Source organism: Flavobacterium johnsoniae, assembly GCF_001879205.1.
Taxonomy (GTDB): domain Bacteria; phylum Bacteroidota; class Bacteroidia; order Flavobacteriales; family Flavobacteriaceae; genus Flavobacterium; species Flavobacterium johnsoniae_A.
Genome location: NZ_MLFK01000005.1, coordinates 843981 through 869063, shown reverse-complemented (window position 1 = coordinate 869063; position 25083 = coordinate 843981). Strand labels below are relative to the sequence as shown.

The following is a 25083-nucleotide window of genomic DNA, read 5'->3' as shown; positions in this document are numbered from 1 at the left end:
ATTTCAATGTTGAAATTTCAAATTCCACAACTAAAGTTCAATCATTGTTGAGCTTCTCGTTTAGATTTCTGCTTCGTCGAAATGACAAAATTAGGTGTTGTCATTCATGTAAATAACATAAACTGAGAGTAAAAACAAAATTCCAAATTCCAAATTCAGGTAAATGAATTGGAATTTGGAATTTATTAATTTGAATTTTAAACTCTTAGAACGGTAAATCGTCTGGTTCGTCTTCGCTTACATTTGTTGCTGGAGCAAAAGCTTCTGCTGCAGGAACTGAAGGAGTTTGCGCAGGACCTTCTGGTGCCATTCTTTCGATTCTCCAACCTTGAATACTATTGAAATATCTAGTTTCTCCTTGTGGATTAACCCATTCTCTTCCTCTTAAATTGATAGAAACTTTTACTGCCTCTCCTTGTTTATAGCTGCTTAATAAATCGCATTTATCTTGTGTAAATTCGATTAAAATGTGCTGTGGATACTGCTCATCTGTAGTAACTACTAACTCTCTTTTTTTGAATGAAGCACTAACTTGCTGCTCAGGATTAACCACTTTTACTTTTCCTATAACTTCCATCTTCGTCTATAATTAATTATTGTTTCTTTTCTTATTTTTTAGCTAAAAGCACTTTCCAGGCTGACGAAATATCCTCTTTATTGAGATATTTTTTTGCTTCTAAGTGGATTTTTTCCTGATCATCTGAGCTTAAAACTCCTTTCACAGAAAAATTTTCTTTCACAAATATACTAACTTCTTCCTTTGTAGGCAAGGCTTCAATGTTGCCTAATTTTCCGAGGTCATTACCGTTAAACACAGGACTTTCCCTGATATAATTAGGAATTACATCTACCCCAACTCCTAAAGTTGTCAATGGTTTTTGCACTTCAAAAAGTCCTTGATTCGATCTTGAATACCAATTTGCCCCCAGTCTTGAAATCAAATCTATTTTATGCTGATCTATCGCTCCGCTTTCATCTAAAATCGATTCGTGAATGTGAATTTTTACTACTTCACACAAAATCAGATTCCCCGCCCCTCCTTCTGTTCCTAACGGAATAATCTGCGTAATCTTGCATTCAAACTGAACTGGAGATTCTTTTACGCGATAAGGTTTTACCAAATCTGAGGGTATTTGCGTTAAACCGGCTTTTATAAATTCGTTTACACCATCTCCGTATTCTGTACTTGCTAATGACGTTTGTTGTACGATATCGTAATTTACAACATTTATTACAACTTCTCGTGTTGCTTCGGCATTAATTAAGGTATGTTTTACGGTATTGTCCCTTACACGTCGCGAAGGTGAAAAAACTAAAATTGGCGGATTGGCACTAAACACATTAAAGAAACTAAAAGGCGACAAATTAGGAATTCCTTTTTCGCTGATTGTACTTGCAAAAGCAATTGGTCTCGGTCCAACAGCACTTTGTAAATAACCCTGCAGCTGTGCCGTAGGTATTTCTTTTGGATTGATGCTAATCATAATTTTTCTGGTTTAACCGAAACTCATTTTCGATCATACAAAAGTATAGAAATCGTTCAATTCAAGGAAATAGTTTTCGAATATAAAAACAAAAATCTTTTAAGGCCCCGCAAAATATAAAATGTGTTTATTTCGTTATATTTATACCTCAAAATTTAGTTTATGCGCTTTTCTGAAAGTAGAAATACAACTCGTTGGGTTATAATTTTCATTTCCTTTTTAATCATTTCACTGATTCTCTGGAACACTTATACATTTTTCCAAATATTCAAGAATGAGGAACGTTTAAAAATGAAACTTTTTGTGAATGCACAAATTACAATAGTGAATGCCGATGAAAATACTGATGTAGAACTTCCTCTTCAAATTTTCAGTAACAATACTTCAATTCCGGTTGTATTACTGCTTTATGACAAAGTGGTTAGTGCCAAGAATGTTCCTGATGAAATTCTTAATGACAAGAAAAAACGAAAAAACTTTTTAAATAAGCTGAAGAATGAAAACGAACCCATAACTTTTGAATATGCTCCAGGCAAATATCAAACATTGTATTATGGCAATTCTGCTTTACTTAACAAGCTTAAATACTATCCCGTAGCCTTATTACTTATCATTTTTTTGTGTGTTGCTTTGATTTATAATTTTTACAAAAGCACAAAAATGGCGACACAAAATAAATTATGGGCCGGAATGGCAAAAGAAACAGCACATCAAATTGGCACGCCTTTGTCTTCACTAATTGGATGGGTGGAAATTTTAAAAACCGAAGAAATCGATCAGTCGATAACATCCGAAATTGAAAAAGACGTCGAGCGTTTACAGACCATTACAGATCGTTTTTCTAAAATTGGTTCTGTTCCTGTTTTAGAACCGCATAACATTGTTGAGGAGACTTTAAATACTTACGAGTACTTACAATCTCGTTTTTCTAAACAAGTTACCTTTGAATATCTCGCTCCGGATAAACCTATTTTTGCTATGATTAACCCAACTCTTCACAGCTGGACGATTGAAAATTTGGTCAAAAATGCCATAGACGCTATGAGAGGAAAGGGAAATTTAGAACTTCAAATTGAACAAGATCTTCATCATGTAAAAATAAATGTGAAGGACTCTGGAAGTGGTATTTCAAAAAAACAATACAAAACTATTTTTGAACCCGGATTTACCACTAAAAAACGCGGCTGGGGACTGGGACTTTCTTTGACCAAGAGGATCGTTGAAGAATATCACAATGGAAACATTAAGGTTTTACATTCTGAAATTGGAAAAGGGACAACTTTTCAAATTAGTTATAAAACAATTGATCCTGCTTAAATTATACAATATAAAAAAACACCAACTCATATCCTGAATTGGTGTTTTTTTTATGACTTTGACTTCGCTCAGTCTGAAAGTATGATTAAAGATTTGCGTTAATATCTTTTGCTAAAGTCTCAAATTCTTCTTTAGAAAGTGATACTTTATTATGAAAACGCATTTCGTCCATTTCATTTAACGGAATCAAATGCACATGCGCATGAGGCACTTCTAAACCTACAACTGCCATTCCTACTCTTTTACAAGGAACTGTTTTTTCTAACGCAGCTGCAACTTTTTTGGAGAACTTCATTAATCCTAAATACGATTCTTCGTCCATATCAAAAATCTTGTCGATTTCTTTTTTTGGAATACAAAGCGTGTGTCCTTTAGCATTTGGATTTACATCCAGAAAAGCCAAATAGTTATCGTCTTCGGCAACTTTATAGGCTGGAATTTCTCCGTTTACTATTTTAGTGAATATAGACATGGTTTATTTCTTTAATCGTTTATTCGCCTAACCGATTAAAGAAATAAACGGTTAAACTTTCAAAAATATTAGTCTCTTGAAATTTCGAGAATTTCGAATTTTAAAACGCCGTTTGGCACTGTAATTTCAGCTACTTCACCAACAGATTTTCCTAGTAAGCCTTTCCCGATAGGAGACGTTACAGAAATTTTCCCTGTTTTTAAATCTGCTTCGCTTTCAGCAACAAGCGTATATTTCATTTCCATTCCGTTGCTTTGGTTTTTAATTTTCACATTAGAAAGCACCAAAACTTTCGAAACATCTAGTTGAGATTCATCAATTAATCTTGCATTAGAGTATACTTCTTCTAATTTAGCAATTCTCATTTCTAATAAACCCTGTGCTTCTTTTGCAGCATCATATTCGGCATTTTCAGATAAATCGCCTTTGTCTCTTGCCTCTGCTATATCTTGAGATGCCTTAGGACGCATTACACTTTTTAAATGCTCCAATTCATCTTTTAACTTTTTTAACCCCTCTGCGGTATAATAAGATACTTTACTCATAACTTCATCGTTTATATAAATAGAAAAAATCCCATCGGGACGGGATTTTGTATTACAAATATACTATTATTTTTTGTAGTACATAATTATATGTTAATCATATAAAAATCAAATCTAAATAAATTATTTTTGTTTCACTAATTCTTATCAAAATAATGAAAAAAATCTGTCTTTTAATTCTTTTTGTTTCGGTGCTCTTATCTTGCAGTGACAGCGAACGCAGTAATAAAAACCCTTATTTGCCAAATTACTCTGTTAATTTATCCATAGATATGAATCTGCCTGCTTATTCAAATCTTAAATTTGTCAGTAATGGAGTTATTGTTCCAAATAACGGAGCCAAAGGAATTATTATTTTTAATGCAGGAAGCGGTTACAATGCTTTTGACGCTGCCTGTCCTAATCAGGATGTAAATTCCTGTGTGGCCATGACTATTGATGGCATAAACGCGGTTTGTTCGTGTGATAAAACTTCTTACAGCTTGTTTACCGGCCTTGGCGGAAAAGATTATCCTTTAAAACAATATAAAGTACAAGTAAGCGGAACTGTGATTCACGTTTACAATTAAAAATAAAAAAGCCTGAAATTTAAATTTTTCAGGCTTTTTTGTTTTTTAGAATTTTAATGTCAATCCGGCCAGGAAATTAATTCCTGCTTGTGGATAATAGTAAGGATAAATATCCCACATGGCTCCGTTTGAAACATATTTTTTATCTAAAATATTATTTACCAAACCGGTTATCATAATTGATTTGAAGATTGTTTTTGGCTTAATTTCATAAGAAACATTCAAATCGTTTACAAAATAATCTGCCAGTTTAGCCGATGGCAATTCAATGTTGTTCATATATTGTTCGCCAACATATTTCTGCAACAACGAAATGTGTAAACTTTCAATTGGGCTGTAAACAATAATATTTCCAGCAATAACATTTGGAGAATAAGCAATATCTGTTGTTCCGTAGTACTGTCCTTCAACCGCTAAATCAACATTTTTATTACTGCTTAAAGTAAAGTTTGGTCTAAGAAGAAATTTTTCTGAAAGCTTTATTGTGGCATCAACTTCAAATCCTAAACGGTAACTTTTTTCAGTATTAGCACGAATTGGCGCTCCAACATCATCAAGTCTTCCGGTCAAAATCAACTGATCTTTATAGCCCATATAATAGAAGTTAGAATTCAACTGGAATTTCTCCGAATTAAATCTCCATCCTAATTCAAAATCATTTAATTTTTCCGGTTTTACGTTTCCGCCTTCGTAATCTGTTCTGTTGGGTTCACGATCTGCACGAGCGTATGAAAAATAAAGAGTATTTTTCTCGTTGATTTCGTAGTTTAAACCTGCTTTTGGATTGAAAAAATTAAAAGTATCATTTACAAGACCTGTTTCTTTTGAATTTGCTTTGTATTGTACTCGTCGATATTGCAAATCTCCATAGAAACTTAATTTTTCAGTAAACTGATAATTAGCTTTTGCAAAGATATTTCCATCTGTTTTTGTCGAATAATCATCATAATAATGATCTCCTAATTCTGACAGTGCTGAATTTCTTGCCCAGATTACTTTTCCGTAATGATCGCCTTCATATTTATTCCATCCTCCACCAAGAATAACATCCAGCTTTTCTTCTTTATATTTTACAGAAAAAGTAGTTCCGTAAAAATCATTATCTAACCATTTCTGACGAATCAAATCAGTCCCGGGAACTAATTCTCCCAAATCATTTTCAACCATTTTTGTAGGCTGAATTGGTCCGTAGCCTGCAATTGGTTCATCGTATTTATAGTTTTCATAATACCCTAATCCTTTTGTATAATGCAAAGCGAAATTACTGCTCCATTTATCAGACCATGATTCACTCCAATGCAGCTGATAATGATTTTGTTTGTAATTATCCGTTTCATTATCATAGAAATGAACATTTCCTGCTTCATCTTTGTACTTTCCTGCAGAATTATAAGTACGATTTGAATTTAAAGTTTCAGCATCAATTCCGTTCCAGGATTGATATGTTTCTTCTGTTCCTCCAAAAACCAAAGCTTTAATTAATGTCGTTTTTCCAACGTAAGTTCCCTGAAGGAAATAGGATTTTAAATCCGAGCTGGCACGATCTATATAACCATCAGATTTGATGGTAGACAAACGTCCTGCCAATTCAAAATGATCATTTAGCAGCCCTGTGCTAAATTTTACAGTGTTTTTATTTGAATTGAAACTTCCGTAAGAACTAGAAATTTCTCCGGTTGGTTTTGAAACATAACTATCTGTAAGCATGTTTAAACTCGCACCAAAAGCGGAAGATCCGTTTGTTGAAGTTCCAACGCCTCGCTGCAATTGCAGACTTTCTACAGAAGAAGCAAAATCAGGCATATTAACCCAGAAAGTTCCCTGGCTTTCGGCATCGTTGTACGGAATTCCGTTTATCGTTACATTTACTCTTGTTGCATCGCTTCCTCGGACTCTGATACCGGTATAACCTATTCCGCCTCCTGCATCAGAAGTTGTTACTACAGACGGCAGATAATTCATTAAAACAGGAATATCCTGTCCCAGGTTTCGGTATTTAATTTCCTTTTTATCCATATTACTAAACGTAACCGGAGTTTTAGTCGTAACACGAACAGCCGAAACCAACACATCATCAAGCTGATTGACTTTTGTTGAATCTTGTACTTGTCCAAAAGAGAATACGGTAAAGAAAATAGAAGATAGAATAAAGAAAATAGATTGGTTCAACTTAGAACCTTTGCAACTCTGCGCCTTTGTACCTTTGAAAGTACCTTTAAAAATAGTTTTCATTCGTAAAGAATTACGAATAAAAGGGGGAATTATTCTTTGTTAAATTAATAAATTGTTTCCCGACAAAGCATAGTTTATACGCCGTGATTTGTCGTTTTTTCCCTTAGCAACATTACTCGCTCAGGTTCTTTGGGTATGATCTCAGCTCGTTATTTAGAGCACCCCTTTGAGACAGTGCAAATGTAATGTTAAAAAACTAAACTCCAAAGAAAGAAATTCTAAATTACAAAGCTTATAAAGTGAGTATTAATCTATATTTGGTTTTCTGCGAGATTGCTTAATTTCAGAGATATTCTTTTTATCCTTAATTCGTTTTTTGATAACCGATTTTGGAATTTTAGTTGCTTTTCGAACTTTCGGGACATACAATCCTTTTGTGATTATTTCTAAAAATCGTTTTGTAACAATTTCTTTATTCTTAAGCTGGCTTCGATCCTCGTCGCAATTTAAAATCAAAATACTTTCTGTGGTCAATCTTGGAGCAATGTTGGTCAGTAAAAGAGATTTTTCTTCTTCCGTTAAAGCATGCGAAGCATGCAAGTCAAAAGACAAGACAACTTTTGACGAAACTTTATTCACGTTTTGTCCTCCCGCGCCACTGCTTCTTACGGCTTTAAAACTTAATTCTGATATGATTTTTTCGGTATCCATTATTGTGGCTGATGCGCCGGTTTTAATAAATCGTTCACTGTTTTCACCGGGTTAAAAGTAATTAACGGAACAGCAACAAAAACAGTTAACCAATTCGCCATTGAACCATTCCATAAACCAGGAAGTTCATAGCTTTTAACTGGTTTTCCTTCTACACTTTTCTCTACAATAAATCCCGATTTTTGATCTACAAATTGTTTTAGGTCAAATTTTTCGCCTTTGTAATTTTTAATTCCGCAGACTAAGTCAACTGGGTTAAAATGCGTTGCTTCTTCAAGAATTTCAATCTGTTTCTTATTAGTCAGATCAACCTGAGATGTTTCTACAATCTGCAGCGAAACTTCACCTTTTTCATTCATTACCCAAAATGGTCCTCCGCCGGGTTCTCCTTCATTACGAACCATTCCACAAACTCTGATTGGCCTGTCTAACAATTCTCTAATTTTAATCAGCTTATTTTCAAAAGTAAATTTATTAAAATCTTTAGTCATTTTAATATTCAGCTTTTGCATTAAAACATCAACAATAGTTGTAAGATCATTTTCATTTATCTCACCCTTTTCAATAGCGTTTAAATAGCCAAATACTTTTTGTTGCACTGCAATTAAAATGCCTCCTAAAGCTTTCTTGTATAGTGTAATTTTATCAATATGATTTTGAATTACATTATCTATATTTTTAATAAAAATAATATCTGAATCCAGATTATTAAGATTTTCAATTAAGGCACCATGACCGCCGGGTCTAAAAACCAAGTTACCATTTAGACTTCTGATGATCTTGTTTTTTGAATCAACATTGATAGAATCTGTACTTTTATTTTGATACGAATATCCAATATTGATTTTTACTCCAGATGGTTTTTCTATTTTTTCTCTAACTTCGTTTACTGCCGTTTCAAACAAATCCTGATGTATCTCTGAAACTGTAAAATGCAAATTTGAAACACCTTCGGAAGTCGCATAATGCACACATTCGTTTAAATGCTCTTCAATTGGATTAGCGATGTGCGTATTATTATATAAATGAAAAGGTAAAACTGCTTTTGGTTTATTTGCCGAATTATAATAGTCCTGCGATAATAGCAATTTTATAAAATAATAGTTTTTATAATCTCTTTCTAAAGTTTCGAAATCAGGATAAATTTCTTTTAACTTTTGATGAAGAATGTCAAAGAAGGGAAACTTCTCCATACCAACAATAAAGATCGCTAGTTCTTTATCGTTTTTTCTGTTCATATAAGCATTTATAGTTTCTTTTGTGATATCAAAATCATTTAGAAAAGCAGTTAAAAACTTGAACATTCTCGTTGCTGCACCAGAAGCCGGAACAAATTTTTTGATTTTCAATTTTTCTTTCTGACTATCAAAAAAGGCTGCTTTTTCTTCAAAATCCGTTTCAGATAAACTTAGAATTCCGTTATTAATTGTTGCCGGGCTGATTAAGCTGCTTTTTGCTATTCCGTATTTAAATATTTCTAATTGCTTCAGGATATTCTCAAAAGGGATACCGTGATTATAAATTTCAACAAAATCTTCGGATGATAATCCTTTTTCTTTTAAAGCTCCCAAAGCATCAATAATTGCTTTTGCTTTTCCTAAACGGCTTTCCTTATCACCTGAAAGAGTTATAAATGGTTTCTTAGTATCAATTAAGGCTTGTTTGAAAACAGAAAAGACCGTTTCTCTTCCTTCAGGTGTATCTCTAATATCATCTTTTTCCCAAGGAACATCAATATCCGTCAGGAAAAACAAGTCATAATCATGTTCCAGTGCCGCTTCATTCAAAAGCGGATCACAAAATCCATAATACACTTCAGAAAAAACTTTGGTTACCATCAAATTGGTATCGCAGAACAAGTATTTTTTGGCTTCGGCAAGTTTTTGGTTTTCTAATGCTGTTTGTCCGTAGGCAATGGGCATCATATCCTCAGCCGTGCAAATATGCTGATTTTCTTCCCATTTTTTCTGTAAATAATCTCGTGCAAATTCAGGAACCCATTCGGTTTCATAATAATCTGCAAGTTGTTTTGCTAAAGTTGTTTTACCCGTACTTTCAGGACCAAACAAAGCAATTTTTATGATTGTTGTTTTTTGCTGTCTAAGATTTTTCTCCATTCTAAATAAGCTGAAATAGCCAAAATTGTAAAAATTAAATACTGAAGTGACAGCATCCCTAGCCCGCGATAAGCATAAAGAGGCACTACAATAATATCACCGATAATCCAAAGTGTCCAGTTCTCGATTTTTTTTCTGGCCATGTACCACATTCCTGCAAAAAATATCCCAGACGATATCATATCGACATAATTGTCATTGTGTATTTCGTAATCGAAATATTTATAAATCCCGAAAACTACAAAAACAGTAATCAAAAATAATAATACACCAATTATTTTTTCATTAAAATTTGTTCGAGTAATTGGCAGATTATCTTCAACTGTTCCGCCTTTTGCCCAAACGTACCAGCCATAAATACTCATAATCGAGAAATATCCATTGATAATCATATCGCCAATATAACCCGCAACATATAACAGATAAACAGAAATTACCGTTGCAATTAATCCTGTTGGATAAACCCAAATATTTTCTTTTTTTGCAAGCCAGACACTTAAAATACCAAAAACAAATACCAAAAACTCCAGAGCAATATGCCATAACGGAGCATTTTTATAACTATCTAGAAAAAAGTCAATCATTTTGTGGTATTTAAGGCGGTTAGATTTTAATTATGAATCAAAAAAATGACTGTCATTTTCAAAAGCAGTTCCAATAACTACTAAATCTGCACCGGCATTATATGCTTTTTTAATTCCGTGCAAATCTACAATTCCTCCACCAACAATTACAGGAATTTCTATGTTTTGAGCAATTAACGATATCATTTCTAACGGAACCGGCTTTTTTGCTCCGCTTCCTGCTTCTAAATAAATCAATTTATTTCCCAGCATTTCGCCTGCTTGTGCAGTAGCGAGAGCCAGATCAAAATTTTCACGATTAAGGGGTTCCGTTTTACTAACGCGGGCAACCGCGGTTTCATTGCCGCTTTCGATCAAAATATATCCTGTTGAAATAACTTCCAGATTTGTCTTCTTCAAAATTGGAGCTGCCTGAACCTGATATTCTATCAAGTAATCCGGATTTCGACCAGATAATAAAGATAGAAACAAAATAGCATCGGCCTGCGGTGAAATCTGCGACGGATCGCCCGGAAAAATCAAAACCGGAAGATTTGTTTTTTGTTTTAACTGTGCAATTAAATCTTCTAAAATAGTGCTTTGAACAATGCTTCCGCCAACAAAAACGTGTGTTGCCGGAGATTGGTTTATTTTAAGTAATAAATGATCTAAGTGTTCCCAAACAATTTTATCAGGATCCAGAAGAATAGCCAATAGCTTTTGTCCATTTTTCTTGGCTTCTAGAATTTGTTTGTGAATCGTGAGTAATTTTTGCTCCATAATGGGCGTAAAAGTAAAAAGTTTTTAACGTAGAAGAACTATTTTGAATGAATTATATTTGTAAACTCTCTGTTAACAATCAAACAAAAACTAATTATGATTGAAGGTGAATTATTAGAAAAATATGGTGCAGTAAAAAAGTCTTTCGGCAAAAGTGAAATTATTTTTGAAGAAGGAAATATGCCGGCACACTATTATCAGGTAATTTCGGGAGAAATCAAAATGAGCAATTACAACGATGAGGGCCGAGAATTTATTCAGGGTATTTTTTATAAAGGCCAGTCCTTTGGAGAACCTCCTTTATTTTTAAACCAAAAGTATCCTGCCAATTCTATTGCAGTCGAAGACAGTGAAATTTTTCTGCTTCCGAAATTAAATTTCATGAAACTCCTGGAAGAAAATCCGGCAATCAGTATTAAAATAATCGAAAATCTGGCGCAGCGTTTGTATTATAAATCCGTAATGGCTGCGGAGATTTCTACACACGAACCGGAACACAGAGTTTTGAAACTAATAGATCACGGAATTGCATATTTTAACTTTAAAAAAGACACAAACGGATACCTCATCAATTTTACCAGACAGCAAATTGGTGATCTAACTGGTCTGCGGGTAGAAACTGTTATTCGAACGATAAAAGCTCTGGAAAAAAAAGGTGAATTAAGGATAATAAACAGGAAAGTATACAGATAAAAAAGTTCTCGTTTTATGATTTTAATCATAAAATGCATTAGTAAAGCGGTTGTAAATTTGTAGTGTAAAAATCTCAATATCATGACACTATACCAAACAACATTCGAAAATTTCAATAAAAACTATATGGGTTCTGCAGCAATGGCTGTAATTGGTCAAAGCTGTTTAGGCGGTGCTGCTGCCATGTATGTTTTAGCTAACGGAACTTCTATTCCTCAAATGATTCAGCTTGCCATCATAGTATTAGCTTGTATCTTTGTAAACACTTCAATTTTGGCACAAATGAAACACAAAATAGTTTTCAATCTTTTAATTCTTAGTACCTTTTTAAGTGTAGCATTTATTCTTTTAAACACCTTTATTCTGTGAAAAAACAAATAGAAAATAGAGCTGATATCACGTTTTTGGTAAATCAATTCTATGACAAAATAAGAGCCGATGCTGAAATCGGCTTTTATTTTAATAAAATGATAACCGACTGGGATGCACATTTGGAAAAACTAACTGATTTTTGGGAAACCAATCTGTTTGCAGTAAAAAAATACAAAGGAAATCCTCATGCGGTGCACAATGAAGTAGACTCTCATTTTGATGAAAAAATCACAGCAAACGAATTTGGAATCTGGCTAAACCACTGGGCGCAGACATTAGATGAACATTTTGAAGGCGAAAATGTCGAAATCTTAAAAAGACGAGCCAGAAAAATGAGTACTTTTTTGTACATGAGCATGTTTCAACATAGAAATAAAGAAAGCGAAGTTTAATCATTGTTCTGTCATTGCTTCGTTCCTCGCAATGACCAGACTAAAAAACTACTTCTCAAAAGCATACACCAAAGTAAACTTTCCTTCAAAATGATTGGACTGGATTTCTTCGTAATGCACATCAAAATCTTTTACCAAATCATCAAAATGAAGGCTTGCCTGAGTTTGGGTTTCATCTAAAGAAAAATCACTAACTCTGATATGGTCTTTAAAACTAATTCCTTTCTCATTTCTGATTTTAAAGATGGCTTCTTTAGCTCCCCAGATTACGGTAAGTTTTTTCACGTATTTCTCTAAAACATCAGGGTTTAAATATTCAAATTCAGTGTCGACAAATTTGTCCGCAATGCGGAGGATTTTTTCACGCTGTAATTCCATATCAATCCCTACCGTTTCATGACTTACAATTATCGCTGCAAAATGATACGAATGTGTAATTGAAATGTAGTGATGGCAATCAAAATAGGGTTTTCCAAATTCGTCATAATGGAGATCTTTATCTGTAAAACCCATTTCCTGAATCAGCATACGAACGCTCAAAAAAGCACGCTGATGCATTTGAGACTTCATTCCTTCCAGTCTCTTCTGTGTTTTTTCTTTCAATACAACTTTACTCAATAACTCTTCGAGAGATTCTGTTATTTCCCAAATTAAAATTTTAGTCGTTTCGTTGAAATGTATAGTCTGAAATAAAGGCATTCGTATTGTTAGTTATGGGTTGTTAGTTTTTAAACCATATTAAGTTATTTAAGAAGATATAACTGCCGGCTGAAAAACGCATTAGTAAATATAAGCAATTAGCAGCAAAGGTAATAGTTTCAGAATCTTTTTTAAATGAACTTATATCCGTTATATGGTTTAAAACGATTTATAAACTAACATTCTAGAGATTAAGAAATTAAAGATTTCACAAATCTGACAGAAATTAGTAAAATTCAAAAGCTATTCCTTAAATTTGCAAAAATTTTACAATACAAATATACTATAAATGAGTACAACGACTACGCCATATGTGGCTTTCAAAGTAAAAGACATTTCTCTTGCGGCTTGGGGAAGAAAAGAAATTGAATTAGCTGAAGCTGAAATGCCAGGTTTAATGGCGCTTCGTGCTGAATATAAAGACGAACAACCTCTTAAAGGTGCTCGTATCGCTGGATGTTTGCACATGACGATTCAAACTGCAGTTTTAATCGAAACTTTAATTGCTCTTGGTGCTGAGGTTACCTGGTCTTCTTGTAACATTTTCTCTACTCAGGATCAGGCTGCTGCTGCTATTGCTGCTGCCGGAATCCAGGTTTATGCTTGGAAAGGTCTTGACGAAGAATCATTTGACTGGTGTATTGAGCAGACTTTATTCTTTGGTGAAGACAGAAAACCATTGAACATGATCCTTGATGACGGTGGAGATTTAACTAACATGGTTATCGATCGTTTCCCGGAATTGGTTCCTGGAATTAAAGGTCTTTCTGAAGAAACTACAACTGGAGTTCACAGACTTTACGAAAGAGTAAAAGCTGGAACATTGCCAATGCCTGCTATCAACATTAACGACTCTGTTACTAAATCTAAATTTGATAACAAATACGGTTGTAAAGAATCTGCTGTAGATGCTGTACGTCGTGCAACTGACTTAATGTTAGCTGGAAAAAGAGTAATCGTTTGTGGATACGGTGACGTTGGAAAAGGAACTGCTGCTTCTTTCAGAGGTGCAGGATCTATTGTAACAGTTACTGAAATCGATCCAATTTGTGCTTTACAAGCTGCAATGGACGGTTATGAAGTTAAAAAATTAAACACTGTAATTGCGAATGCTGATATCATCATTACAACTACAGGAAACAAAGATATCGTTCTTGGAGAGCACTTCGAGCAAATGAAAGACAAAACTGTTGTTTGTAACATTGGTCACTTTGATAACGAAATTGATATGGCTTGGTTAAACAAAAACCACGGTGCATCTAAAATCGAAATCAAACCTCAGGTTGACAAATACAACATCAACGGAAAAGATATCATCATCTTGGCTGAAGGGCGTTTAGTAAACCTTGGTTGTGCTACAGGTCATCCAAGTTTTGTAATGAGTAACTCATTTACAAACCAGACTCTGGCTCAAATCGAATTATGGAACAACAGCGCAGCTTACAAAAACGAAGTTTACATGTTACCAAAACATTTAGATGAAAAAGTGGCTGCTTTACACTTAGCTAAATTAGGCGTTGAGTTAGAAACTTTACGTGACGATCAAGCAGCTTATATTGGTGTTCCGGTTGAAGGTCCATTCAAACCAGAATACTACAGATACTAAATTGATTTTAGATTTCTGTCCTGATAATTATCGGGATTAGATTTCTTTGATTATCTATATCAAACCCGACAGGCTTTTTAAAACCTGTCGGGTTTTCTTTTTAAAAACGAGAGACTTATTTCTGAATTAAAAAAAAGTTTTCTATAAAAAACATACTTTTTAAGAATAACTGCTTAATTTTAAGATTTAAAATAAGTTACTATTTCTCAACTACATAAATACTGTAATCTTGAAAAAAACATCTTATTTACTAGTCCTATTGTTTGTATTGTGTCTTCCGCACATTATGTTTTCTCAGGAAAAGAAACCCAAAGTCGTTTTGGTATTAAGTGGCGGCGGTGCAAAAGGAATTGCACATATCCCTCTTTTACAAAAATTGGATTCCCTTCACATTGTTCCGGATCTTATTGTTGGAAACAGTATGGGAAGTATTATAGGCGGTTTGTACGCAATGGGATATTCTGGTGACAGCATAGAAAAAATAACTAAAAACATCTATTGGGATAAACTCCTTGGCGGAGGACAATCACTGAGATCTGTGAGTGCAGAAGAAAAAAGGGAATTTCAAAGATATTTAGTTGGCATAGGAGTCAAAGATGGAAAACTTAACAGCGTTGGCTCTCTATTAAATGATCAAAATCTAAGAGAATACCTTTCTGAATTAACCTTTCCTGTATATAATGTTAAAGATTTCGACAGTCTACCTATCCCTTTCAGGGCAATGGCTACAGACTTAGTACAAGGCAAGGAAGTTATTTTAAGCAAAGGAAGTTTAGCTTATGCCATGAGAGCCAGTATGTCTCTGCCTGCTATCTTTAAACCCATGCCTTACGAAAAAACAGTATTAGTAGACGGAGGAGTATTAAACAATTTTCCTACCGATGTTGCCAAGCAAATGGGTGCTGACATTATTATTGGCAGTGATGTGGGAGGCGGAATGGAACATATTGATAAACTAAATAATCTTATGACGATACTTATGCAGACCAGCATGTTTCCGAGTAATATTAAGAATCCTGCAAATCGTGAACTTTGTACAATATTAGTCGATCATCTACCCAATTTGCGTTTCTCTACAGCAGATTTTGCAGATAGTAACGAAATTTACAAAGACGGTAAAATCGCAGCAAATCAAAATCTTCCAGCTCTAATTGCATTATCCGATAAACTAAAAGGATTTAGGCAGCGAATTCACAGATTGCCCGATATCCCGGACGAATTTGTCTTAGACACCATAGTATACAAAAAAATAAGCCCTGAAAATATGCCTTTGGTAGTTGGAAGGGCAAACCTCAAAACACATGTAAAATATACCACCAAAGATTTAATAGCCGGAATTAACAGAGCCATGGGTACAAATCTTTTTGATCAAATTACCTACAGCTACTTCATCAAAGACGGAGACAAATTAGGAATTACATTGTTCGGGTTTGAACGCGCCAAAAATCAGCTGAATACCTCCGTACATTATGACACTTACAGAGGTGTGGGAATAATTTTTAACTACACAGGACGAAATGTCCTTGCCGATGCATCTCGTCTTCTTTTAACCGTAGATATTGCCGAACAGCCAAAAGCAAGAATCAATTATCAGAAAAATTTTGGACAGCATAGAGAATGGTGGTGGATATCTGAAGCTTATGGAGCTTTTCTTCGTCAGGAAATTTATATAAACGGCAGAGCATCAGACAATGTACTTTACAATTCTTTTGAACTCAATAATGAAGTTAACAGAAATATAAATTCCCTGAAAAGCTATTTAGGCTTCGGATTAAACTATAATTATACTAATCTAAAACCAAAATATGATCGCGAATACAATCCTAATTCCATTTCAATAAGCAACTACAGCTTTAACAATATTGAACTCAACCTCCATTATTCTTACAATGATATGGATAAAGTTTTCTTTGCTGGAAACGGCACAATTATAAAATCAAATATCGCACGATCATTCCTTACGGATCTCAATATCTCTTTTACCGACCCAGATTTTACCCGTCTTTCGGGCTCAACAAATGGTTACACAAAATTTGGTTTGAGTTTTGAAAGGAGATTGCCCATAAAAAAGAAAATTACAGGAATCATAGGATTTGATTCTTATTTTATTTTCCAGGATAAACTTAAGCAAGACGACATTCCGTTTTCAGGATTTGGTTATGGCACACAATATTTCCTTGGTGGTATTATACCAAGTTCCGGCAGTAATCGTTTTTCATTTCCCGGACTGCATGAAGATGAACTCAATGTTATGCAATTTATGGGGCTTACCCTAGCGTCTCAAGTAAATATAATCGGAAAAATTTACGTTACTCCCCACTTCAAGATTGCAACTATTGGTTTTGATAGTTTTAACGAATATATAGACCATGCATTTAATCCAAAAGGAAATTGGGATGAAAATTTAGATCCCAGTCTGGTAATATCAGGAGGTGCGGCAATTTCCTATCAATCCATTTTAGGACCTATACACTTTGATACTTCATGGATCAATAATATCGACAAAGTAAGATTATTTTTCAGCGTAGGATTATCATTCAATCCTTAGCAAAACTCAATTAGATATAATCAGATTTTTCAGGCATAAAATCTAAACGCAAGAATCTAAAATTTTATTAGGGCGTGCCACCATCCTGATAAGAGGGCAAAATTACGGCACGCCTATAAGCCCTCTTATCAGGATGCTATCGGGCTATACGCACTGCTTCGGCAGTCAGCTTCTATCCCTCACGCATACGTAGACCAAGAACTTTAAATAGCAGCATATTAATTATGACTCCAGAAATTTTAAGTTTAAATTTGGGACTTCAGAACACAAAAAAATATGATCGAAAAAGTTTTATGTGACATACACGGTTCAAAAGAAATGACTTTCAGCTGTATTCACATTGCCATGGCAATAGACTCAAAAGAAAAAACAGGTTTCTTCTACTCAGAAGCCGAAGAAGATCTCCCACAAATTGCGTGGTGCGGTGCATGCGAACAATGGCTTCTTGATAATGGTGAAGAATGGACTGACGTTTTTCAGGCCAGAGCCGATTTTAAAATGCTATGCATTGACTGCTTTGACGAGGCAAAAAATAAGGAAGAAGAAATTCATATTCGATAAATAATTCCTTTCTGTTTCAAACAAAGCTTAACTTTGCAGAAAACGTAAACCATGAAGAATTTTTTATTTTTATTCGTTGCCATTATTTTTGAAATTATTGCTACTTCAGCATTAAAAAAATCACAGGAATTCACCAAACTACTGCCAAGCATTATTACTGTTATTGGGTATTGCGGTGCATTTTACTTTTTGAGTTTTGCTATCAGAACAATTCCTGTTGGTTTTGCTTATGCCATTTGGTCTGGAGTTGGTATTGTTTTAATTACGGCTATTGGTGCCATTTTCTTTAAAGAAATACCAGATTTACCAGCAATAATTGGATTGAGTTTAATTGTAATTGGCGTTGTTGTAATTAATGTTTTTTCTAAAACTACAGCACATTAAAATATAATTTATTCAAAATGAATTTCAGGAAAGCCACAGCTTCAGATTTAAACGAAATGCAGCAATTGTATATCGGAACCATACAATCTGTCTGCATAAGCGATTACAATAACGATCAAATAGCAGCCTGGATTTCCGGCGTAAAAAACACAGAACGATGGGTTGAAGTTATCAGGACACAATTTGTATTATTGGCAATCATCAAAGATCAAATCGCTGGTTTTGGCACTTTAAAAGATGATAATTATATTGATTTTTTCTACATTCATAAAGATTTTCAACGACAGGGAATTGCCGACAAACTTTTGACCGAATTAGAACTGGAAGCTCAAAAACAGCATTCAAAAATTATAACTTCGGATATCAGCATCACTGCAAAACCATTCTTCGAAAAGAAAGGATATGTTGTAAAAGCTGAGCAAAAAAATATCCGATTGAATATTGAACTGATTAATTACAAAATGGAAAAAGAACTTAAATAGTTTGTTTCAGGTTTCAAGTTTCAAGTTATGTTGAAACCTGAAACTTGAAACAAAACAAACAAAAACCTATTTCCGCAAGTTTCGGATTTTATACCCGCAAAAACCAATCGATCTTTGCCTTATAAAATTGAATGAAAATGAACACACAGGAAAACATTAACTATAATCGTATTGCAGATGCGATCGATTATATCAAAGCCAATTTTAAAGAACAGCCCAATCTTGATGAGGTTGCCGAAAAAGTGCATTTGAGTCCGTTTCACTTTCAGAGACTTTTCAGCGATTGGGCAGGCACAAGTCCGAAAAAATTTTTGCAATACACCAGTCTGGAACACGCTAAAAAGTTACTCAAAGAAAATCAGGCAACAATTTCTGAAACAGCTTTCGAGACGGGTCTTTCGGGCACAAGCCGATTACATGATTTATTTGTAAATATCGAAGGAATGACTCCGGCTGAATATAAAAACGGTGGCAAGAATCTAGAAATAAACTACAGTTTTGCCGAAAGTCCGTTTGGGAATATCATTGTCGCATCAACCCAAAAAGGTGTTTGTTTTATGGCTTTCGCCGAGGAGGAAACAACAGGATTTAATGATTTAAAAAACAAATTCCCAAATGCTGCTTTCATCCGAAAACTGGATTTATCGCAGCAAAATGCCCTTTTCATTTTCCAAAATGACTGGAGTAAATTATCAGAAATAAAACTGCATTTAAAAGGAACTAATTTTCAGCTGAAAGTCTGGGAAACTTTGCTTAAAATTCCGATGGGACAGCTTTCTACGTATGGTTCTATTGCCCGGCAAATTCAAAAGCCAAACGCTTCAAGAGCTGTTGGAACAGCAATTGGCAGTAATCCTGTTGCGTTTTTAATTCCGTGTCACCGTGTAATTCAATCTACCGGAATTTTTGGCGGATATATGTGGGGAAATACGCGAAAAACGGCAATTATAGGCTGGGAAGGCGCGCAGGTAAACCCATAAATAAATCCCAATATCATTTTTTCGTCGCGAAAGAAATCTCAACCTAAAATTTTTTATGCAAAATATACAATCTAAAATTGCTTCTCAGAATTGGGAAAGCATCACCGAATCTATGCACGAAAATGGCTTTGCTATTATTTCAAATATATTGAACAATGAACAATGTGAAGACTTAAAATTCGATTATGATAATCCTAATTTATATCGAAAAACAGTTGTAATGGAACGCTATCGATTTGGTTTGGGCGAATACAAATATTTTAATTATCCTTTACCAGATTTGATTCAGGACATTCGATCTTCGATTTATCCAAAATTAGCTCCAATTGCTAATGCGTGGATGAAAGCCCTAAATATCAATACTGTTTTTCCTGAAAAACACGAAGAATTATTAAAACAATGTTACGACAATAATCAGTTAAAAGCCACGGTTTTGATTCTTAAATACGGAAAAAACGGTTTCAATACCTTGCATCAGGATTTGTATGGTGATGTTTATTTTCCACTCCAAATTGTGCTTTTTCTTTCTGAACCTGACCAAGATTTTAACGGAGGTGAATTTGTACTAACACAGCAAACACCAAGAGCACAATCGAAAGCAATTGTATTGAAACCAAAAAAGGGAGATATTTTAGTTTTCACAACTAATTTCCGACCTATAAAAGGTACAAAAGGTTATTATCGCGTGAATATGAAACATGGTGTAAGCGAAGTTCATTCTGGAGAAAGATATACGCTGGGGATTATTTTTCATGATGCGTTAAGTTAAGGTTCAAAGTTGCGTACAGCGTTTTGAACCCCAGTATATCTGTACAATAATGCCAATCAAATTATGATGATTAGACACACTAAAATTTCAGATTCAAATCTGCGAAATAAAATTAAAAATGGCGAAATTTGTTTTGGCGGCAACCAAAAATTAAAAATCTACGGAACTCTCAAATGTGCTTCGGGAAAAAGAATGAAACGCGAAAACCGGGTTTTCTTTTCTTCTGAAAATGAAGCCAGACAAAATGGTTTCAGGCCTTGCGGACATTGCATGAAAACCGAATATAAAAACTGGAAAAATGGACTTATTTAATCCCGAAACTAACGAAACGACTAATCTTCTTCCAAAAGACGGAACCGTAAATTATTATGGCAAATTGTTTTCGAGAGAAGAATCCAATCGTTATTTGGATGTGTTTTTAAATACCATTGAATGGAAAAATGACGAAGCTATTATTTTCGGAAAACTAATTATTACCAAACGAAAAGTTGCCTGGTATGGAGATTCCGGTTTTGAATATACCTATTCTAATACCACAAAAAAAGCACTCCCATGGACAAAGGAACTTCTGGAATTAAAAACTATTATTGAGCAGGAAACAGGAGAAACTTTCAATTCTTGTCTGCTCAATTTATATCACTCCGGTGACGAAGGAATGGCCTGGCACAGCGATGCCGAAAAAGATTTAAAGAAGAACGGCGCCATAGGCTCAGTGAGTTTTGGTGCCGAAAGGAAATTTTCTTTCAAGCATAAAGATTCTAAAGAAACCGTTTCTTTAATCTTAGAACATGGAAGTTTATTGGTTATGAAAGACGAAACACAAACGCATTGGCTCCATCGGCTGCCTCCAACTAAAACAACATCAAAACCTAGAGTAAATTTGACTTTTAGAACTATTGTACGATAAGTTATTTCTTCTTTTTTGGAGCTACATTTTGATACGAAAGCAACAAAGCATCTTCAAACATTTCCGGTCTTACTTTTGAAAGTTCAACAATGGTCCAGCCTTGTTTCCCCCATTTATTCGGAATTGGATAAAAAATCATTTCACTCGAAGCGCAAAAAACAGATTGATCGATTTCATTTAACTTTAAAACCGCCCGATTATTTTTTTCGTCAAAAGTGGCAAAAATCTTTTTGTTAACGCGAAAAGAAGTTTTCTCGAAATGCGGTTCTTCGATTGCATTTTCAAACGATAAGGCTGTTTTTCTAAAGTTTTCAATTGAAACCATAATCGCTGTTTTTAAGTTAAACCTTAATTTACCACCCCTGATTCAATCCATTTTTAAGGACTTCCTCGTATTTTTCTTTATCGAAAGAATATAAGTTTGGAGCTTTGTGAGCTACATTGTTTTTCTTTTCGTCCAGCTTTGTCAGGATTCCGATGTTCGTTATTTTTCGAAGAAAATTTCTTCTGTCGAGTTTTTTGTCTAAAATAGTTTCGTACAATTTTTGAAGTTCGGGAATTGTGAACTTTTCCGGGAGTAAATTATAGCCAATCGGCATTAAATTTAGTTCTATTCTTAGTGTATTTAAGGCTTTATCGAGAATCTCTTTGTGATCTAAAATTAGTTCCGGAACTTCTTTATGATCAATCCATTCTATAATTTGCCCCTCGTTTCTGCGGGTAGGCAGAATTTTTAAAAAATCTACTAATGCATAATATCCAATTGTTACGAAACGCTGTGTAAGCCATTTTCCTTTTTCAGGACTGATATTTAGATATTCCAAAACTTCATTTCCGAAGTGATTATCATTACGTTTAATTTTTCCAAAGGTGGCAAATTGCCTTAAAAAAACACCTTCTACACCTGTTCTTTCGTTTAAAATGGTCACGGCTGCTGTATCAATATCCTGGTCTATCGGAATAAATCCGCCGGGTAATGACCATCTTTCGTTGTGAGGTACTTTTATTAGTAAAACTTTTAATTGATTATCATGAAAACCAAAAATCACACAATCGATGGAAAGTCCAGGCTGGTATTTTTCGTTATTTTCTATAATAAATTTCAGCATTAGGCTTTTTAATTAATACAATTTTACGTTCTAAAAGGCATGCAATTTACTTTATTTTTTAAAAACACCAGCAATATTAAATAATGCATGTCTTTTTAATAGTAAAAACAAAAAGTGTATAAATCACAATTTTAGTTAAAATTACAAAATGGTTTGAAAAAAATAAGTACATTGCGTCATAATAACACATTTGACCATCAAATTGTTAAAATTAAAATTTTAAGAAAGAAAAAGATTACAAATATCTAATTTTGAGTTTTCTTTTAAAACATGACAAGAAATTAGACATTAATGCAAAAGAGTATGGTTACCAATCCGTTAAAAAACATCAACCAAAAAATTAGAACTAAAATCTGGACTTCTTTCGGATTTGTTTCTAAAACGTATCTTTTAGAAGCTTCGTTAAAATACAGCGAAGAACAAGAAAGGATTTTCAACGAAATGATTGTTGAAACTGAGGTAAAGGATAAAAAAGCAAAACGCGAAGCTTTTGACAAAGCTTTATATGCCTCTTACAAAGGAATTGGCGCTATGGACTTTGTTCATACAGTCTTAAAATAATAGTATCTTACTGATTTGAACATTTTTATGTTCACTTAATCAATTTTTAAATATTAAAGTCTCTAAACTTCACTTTTTGGTGGAGTTTTTTTTATTGCAAAAATTATGCTTACTTTTAAAAATCAACCCCATAAATTTTGATAAAATTCTCTACATTTGTTTGAAATAAAAGTACGATTATACTTCATTAAAAGCCACAAAAACAATAATTTATTACAATGGAAAATACAATTCAAGCTGAAAATTATAAAATTCAAAAACCAGAAGATTGGGCAAGCGTTATCACTGACGATCAAATCATTGAACACATAAAAGAATCTGATTTCTCAGCTAAACAAGTTGAAGAAGGGAGAGATTACTGCTATTTTCTAGATAAGATATATTACACAAGTGATATTAAAAACAGTGAATATGCCTGTGTTGCTTACACACTGAACGAGCCTTCTAATCTTGAAAGTGCTTCTGTAATGGATGTTGTGGTTGAAGAAAACGAAACCTACATTATACATAGAATCAGTGTTTTGAGAGAAGGAGTTTTAGTTGATAAAATTCCGGATATGAAAATCAAAGTTCTGGACAGCGAAAACCAAAGCGAAGGCGGTATTTTGAGCAGTAATAAAAAAGTAAATATTACAATAAAAGATTTACGCCTTTATGATGTTTTAGTTATAGAAGATTCAAGGGTAAAAGTATTTACTGAGCGTGATTTTATGCGCAAGGAATTCCTAAAATATGTTTGGATTAGTCCAAATAATTATTGGGCATATGGTTCTTATAAATTTACTTTTATTAATGACCGCGAAAAAACAATTGCTTACAAAAAAACTTTTTTCAGAGATGAACAAGGCAATGTAATCGAACCGGAAATTAATTACTTAAAACAAGGTGAACGTTTTATAATCGACAAAGAAAATTTTATCAATTTTGTTGACTCCAACAGAGAAGTTGCTCCGTTTATAGATTTTGCTACAGACAGCAATTGGACAGATTTATCAAATTATATTTCGCCGCTGTATGAAGAAATTTATAATAAATCTTCACTGAAGGATTTTGCACCTAAACTAGTCGAAAAACTGGATGCCATTACAGACAAGGATGAGCAATTGCAATTTGCAATTGATTATGTTCAAAATCATGTTTATTATGTTTTTAACGCCGATGAGATGAACGGCCACAAGCCTCAGGAACCGGCCGTAACTTATGAAAACAAACAGGGTGACTGTAAAGCAAAATCTGTTTTACTAAAGGTAATTCTAGATTATATCAATATTAATTCTTCTGTTGTTTTAGTGAACTTTAATACAGATCATTACATTAAATATTATTTACCTTCGCTCCTTACTTTTAACCATGTTATTGTAAAAATTGATTATAAGGATCAAACCTATTTTATCGATGCTACAACCAGAGATGAATTTGGATTGATTGAAAATCGAGGGTTTATTTATTTTATGCATTATTTAGAAGTTAAACCAAACCAGCAGCTGCAGATTAAAAAACCACATACATTTTCTTATTATGGTATTAATGAAAAAGTAGATTTTACTGCTCAAAAGAATGTTGGACAGTTAAAACTTACTACAACGTATAAAGGAAACCGTGCAAACTATATGCGTAAGTATTTCAAAAACACCAATAAAAGAGAGATTATTGACAGCTGGAATAATTTCTTATTCTATACTTTGAATTATTCTAATGACAGAAACGGAACTGACATTAGAACAATTTTTAAAGATGCATCAATTGATATTGTAAGCGATGATAAAAAACTAAATGAATTTACCATTAACTACAATGCTTCAATTGAAGGCCCTTATTTTATAGATGCTCAAAAAAATCGCTTTTTAATGTACTTTGATAGAAATATTGTAAAAAATGGAGCAAGAGATTTTATGCATACAGACATTCCGTTTTGGCATAATTTTGACAATGAAAAATATGAAATAAATCTGCAGACAGATGAGCGAATAGATACCGAAGAAAAGTTTACTATTCAGGAAAGCACCATCAATAATCCTTATTTTGATTTTACAAGCCGTAAAAAAGTTACCAAAAATGGAGCTTCAATTTTTATTGATTTTAAACCTTTGACTAACTTGGAAATCCCTGGACAGGATTTCGAAAAATTCAGAACCGATCATCATACTATTGCAGATAGTAATTTTGGAATTGGTATTGATATTATCGAACAAGGTTTACTTAACCTACTGAAATTCAATTTCAAGAAACGTCTTAAATAAAATTTCTATTATAAAAAAAATGGGGCTTAAAGCCCCATTTTTTATGATTT

At 33.7% G+C, this 25083-nt stretch carries 28 protein-coding genes; 16 read left to right on the top strand and 12 right to left on the bottom strand.

The window, feature by feature from the left end; all coding sequences use genetic code 11:
* Positions 1 to 205 precede the first annotated feature (205 nt).
* Positions 206 to 577 carry a DUF3127 domain-containing protein gene (locus BKM63_RS08975; RefSeq protein WP_071636254.1) on the bottom strand — a complete coding sequence of 124 codons (372 nt, stop codon included), beginning with the start codon at positions 575 to 577 and terminating at the stop codon, positions 206 to 208.
* A 31-nt stretch (positions 578 to 608) separates the two neighbouring features.
* Complete coding sequence (locus tag BKM63_RS08970) at positions 609 to 1484, bottom strand: flavin reductase family protein (RefSeq protein ID WP_071636253.1); 876 nt, start codon at positions 1482 to 1484, stop codon at positions 609 to 611.
* A gap of 162 nt (positions 1485 to 1646) precedes the next feature.
* Between BKM63_RS08970 and BKM63_RS08965 the strand changes: the two genes are divergently transcribed.
* Positions 1647 to 2801, top strand: coding sequence for a sensor histidine kinase (locus BKM63_RS08965; protein WP_071636252.1), 1155 nt, complete (start codon positions 1647 to 1649; stop codon positions 2799 to 2801).
* 85 nt (positions 2802 to 2886) lie between these two features.
* On the opposite strand, the gene BKM63_RS08960 is transcribed toward BKM63_RS08965, so the two are convergent.
* Positions 2887 to 3273, bottom strand: a complete 387-nt coding sequence (locus BKM63_RS08960) for an HIT family protein (protein WP_071636251.1) — start codon at positions 3271 to 3273, stop codon at positions 2887 to 2889.
* Between the two features lie 68 nt (positions 3274 to 3341).
* Positions 3342 to 3818 (bottom strand): transcription elongation factor GreA, encoded by a 477-nt coding sequence (gene greA, locus BKM63_RS08955; protein WP_053472608.1) that lies wholly within the window; start codon positions 3816 to 3818, stop codon positions 3342 to 3344.
* Between the two features lie 155 nt (positions 3819 to 3973).
* Here greA and BKM63_RS08950 point away from each other — a divergent pair, with 155 nt between their 5' ends.
* The gene (locus BKM63_RS08950; RefSeq protein WP_071636250.1) at positions 3974 to 4387 is read left to right on the top strand and encodes a Rieske (2Fe-2S) protein; all 414 of its coding nucleotides are present in this window, start codon (positions 3974 to 3976) and stop codon (positions 4385 to 4387) included.
* A gap of 45 nt (positions 4388 to 4432) precedes the next feature.
* On the opposite strand, the gene BKM63_RS08945 is transcribed toward BKM63_RS08950, so the two are convergent.
* From BKM63_RS08945 to BKM63_RS08925, 5 genes are all read right to left on the bottom strand, one after another.
* Positions 4433 to 6619, bottom strand: coding sequence for a TonB-dependent receptor (locus BKM63_RS08945; protein ID WP_071636249.1), 2187 nt, complete (start codon positions 6617 to 6619; stop codon positions 4433 to 4435).
* 246 nt (positions 6620 to 6865) lie between these two features.
* A complete protein-coding gene (gene arfB, locus BKM63_RS08940; RefSeq protein WP_071636248.1) occupies positions 6866 to 7270 on the bottom strand; it encodes an alternative ribosome rescue aminoacyl-tRNA hydrolase ArfB in 405 nt (134 codons plus the stop codon).
* Entirely contained in the window at positions 7270 to 9387 is a 2118-nt protein-coding gene (locus tag BKM63_RS08935; protein WP_071636247.1) for a DUF4301 family protein, read from the bottom strand. Before BKM63_RS08935 ends, arfB begins: the two co-directional genes overlap by 1 nt.
* Positions 9348 to 9971 (bottom strand): nicotinamide riboside transporter PnuC, encoded by a 624-nt coding sequence (pnuC, locus tag BKM63_RS08930; protein ID WP_071636246.1) that lies wholly within the window; start codon positions 9969 to 9971, stop codon positions 9348 to 9350. The genes BKM63_RS08935 and pnuC overlap by 40 nt, the downstream gene beginning before the upstream one ends.
* Positions 9972 to 10001: 30 nt before the next feature.
* On the bottom strand, positions 10002 to 10730 hold the full coding sequence (locus BKM63_RS08925) for a geranylgeranylglyceryl/heptaprenylglyceryl phosphate synthase (RefSeq protein WP_071636245.1): 729 nt from the start codon (positions 10728 to 10730) through the stop codon (positions 10002 to 10004).
* Positions 10731 to 10826: 96 nt separating this feature from the next.
* Between BKM63_RS08925 and BKM63_RS08920 the strand changes: the two genes are divergently transcribed.
* The 3 genes from BKM63_RS08920 (at position 10827) to BKM63_RS08910 (ending at position 12187) form a co-directional block, all read left to right on the top strand.
* On the top strand, positions 10827 to 11423 hold the full coding sequence (locus BKM63_RS08920; RefSeq protein ID WP_071636244.1) for a Crp/Fnr family transcriptional regulator: 597 nt from the start codon (positions 10827 to 10829) through the stop codon (positions 11421 to 11423).
* Between the two features lie 81 nt (positions 11424 to 11504).
* On the top strand, positions 11505 to 11792 hold the full coding sequence (locus BKM63_RS08915) for a hypothetical protein (RefSeq protein WP_071636243.1): 288 nt from the start codon (positions 11505 to 11507) through the stop codon (positions 11790 to 11792).
* Complete coding sequence (locus BKM63_RS08910) at positions 11789 to 12187, top strand: group III truncated hemoglobin (RefSeq protein ID WP_071636242.1); 399 nt, start codon at positions 11789 to 11791, stop codon at positions 12185 to 12187. Before BKM63_RS08915 ends, BKM63_RS08910 begins: the two co-directional genes overlap by 4 nt.
* Before the next feature lie 48 nt (positions 12188 to 12235).
* Here BKM63_RS08910 and BKM63_RS08905 read toward each other — a convergent pair whose 3' ends face one another.
* Positions 12236 to 12886, bottom strand: a complete 651-nt coding sequence (locus tag BKM63_RS08905) for a 4'-phosphopantetheinyl transferase family protein (RefSeq protein ID WP_071636241.1) — start codon at positions 12884 to 12886, stop codon at positions 12236 to 12238.
* A 289-nt stretch (positions 12887 to 13175) separates the two neighbouring features.
* Here BKM63_RS08905 and ahcY point away from each other — a divergent pair, with 289 nt between their 5' ends.
* The 9 genes from ahcY to BKM63_RS08860 all read left to right on the top strand — a co-directional run bounded on the left by ahcY (position 13176) and on the right by BKM63_RS08860 (position 21123).
* Positions 13176 to 14492: an adenosylhomocysteinase gene (gene ahcY, locus BKM63_RS08900; protein WP_071636240.1), complete on the top strand. Its 1317-nt coding sequence runs from the start codon at positions 13176 to 13178 to the stop codon at positions 14490 to 14492.
* Between the two features lie 229 nt (positions 14493 to 14721).
* Entirely contained in the window at positions 14722 to 17040 is a 2319-nt protein-coding gene (locus tag BKM63_RS08895) for a patatin-like phospholipase family protein (protein ID WP_083572200.1), read from the top strand.
* Positions 17041 to 17316: 276 nt separating this feature from the next.
* Positions 17317 to 17601, top strand: coding sequence for a hypothetical protein (locus BKM63_RS08890; protein WP_071636238.1), 285 nt, complete (start codon positions 17317 to 17319; stop codon positions 17599 to 17601).
* A 51-nt stretch (positions 17602 to 17652) separates the two neighbouring features.
* Positions 17653 to 17985, top strand: coding sequence for a DMT family transporter (locus BKM63_RS08885; protein ID WP_071636237.1), 333 nt, complete (start codon positions 17653 to 17655; stop codon positions 17983 to 17985).
* Between the two features lie 17 nt (positions 17986 to 18002).
* Entirely contained in the window at positions 18003 to 18467 is a 465-nt protein-coding gene (locus BKM63_RS08880) for a GNAT family N-acetyltransferase (protein WP_071636236.1), read from the top strand.
* A gap of 137 nt (positions 18468 to 18604) precedes the next feature.
* Positions 18605 to 19447 (top strand): bifunctional helix-turn-helix domain-containing protein/methylated-DNA--[protein]-cysteine S-methyltransferase, encoded by an 843-nt coding sequence (locus BKM63_RS08875; protein ID WP_071636330.1) that lies wholly within the window; start codon positions 18605 to 18607, stop codon positions 19445 to 19447.
* A gap of 55 nt (positions 19448 to 19502) precedes the next feature.
* Entirely contained in the window at positions 19503 to 20216 is a 714-nt protein-coding gene (locus tag BKM63_RS08870; RefSeq protein ID WP_071636235.1) for a 2OG-Fe(II) oxygenase, read from the top strand.
* Positions 20217 to 20282: 66 nt separating this feature from the next.
* Positions 20283 to 20528 carry an Ada metal-binding domain-containing protein gene (locus BKM63_RS08865; RefSeq protein WP_071636234.1) on the top strand — a complete coding sequence of 82 codons (246 nt, stop codon included), beginning with the start codon at positions 20283 to 20285 and terminating at the stop codon, positions 20526 to 20528.
* Entirely contained in the window at positions 20515 to 21123 is a 609-nt protein-coding gene (locus BKM63_RS08860) for an alpha-ketoglutarate-dependent dioxygenase AlkB family protein (RefSeq protein WP_071636233.1), read from the top strand. Before BKM63_RS08865 ends, BKM63_RS08860 begins: the two co-directional genes overlap by 14 nt.
* A 1-nt stretch (position 21124) precedes the next feature.
* Here BKM63_RS08860 and BKM63_RS08855 read toward each other — a convergent pair whose 3' ends face one another.
* Positions 21125 to 21448 carry an MmcQ/YjbR family DNA-binding protein gene (locus BKM63_RS08855; protein ID WP_071636232.1) on the bottom strand — a complete coding sequence of 108 codons (324 nt, stop codon included), beginning with the start codon at positions 21446 to 21448 and terminating at the stop codon, positions 21125 to 21127.
* A 28-nt stretch (positions 21449 to 21476) separates the two neighbouring features.
* Positions 21477 to 22232, bottom strand: a complete 756-nt coding sequence (locus BKM63_RS08850; RefSeq protein WP_071636231.1) for an NUDIX hydrolase — start codon at positions 22230 to 22232, stop codon at positions 21477 to 21479.
* Positions 22233 to 22523: 291 nt separating this feature from the next.
* Here BKM63_RS08850 and BKM63_RS08845 point away from each other — a divergent pair, with 291 nt between their 5' ends.
* Both BKM63_RS08845 and BKM63_RS08840 read left to right on the top strand, forming a co-directional pair.
* Positions 22524 to 22793: a hypothetical protein gene (locus tag BKM63_RS08845; RefSeq protein WP_242661121.1), complete on the top strand. Its 270-nt coding sequence runs from the start codon at positions 22524 to 22526 to the stop codon at positions 22791 to 22793.
* A 218-nt stretch (positions 22794 to 23011) separates the two neighbouring features.
* The gene (locus BKM63_RS08840) at positions 23012 to 25033 is read left to right on the top strand and encodes a DUF3857 domain-containing protein (RefSeq protein ID WP_071636230.1); all 2022 of its coding nucleotides are present in this window, start codon (positions 23012 to 23014) and stop codon (positions 25031 to 25033) included.
* Positions 25034 to 25083: the final 50 nt, after the last annotated feature.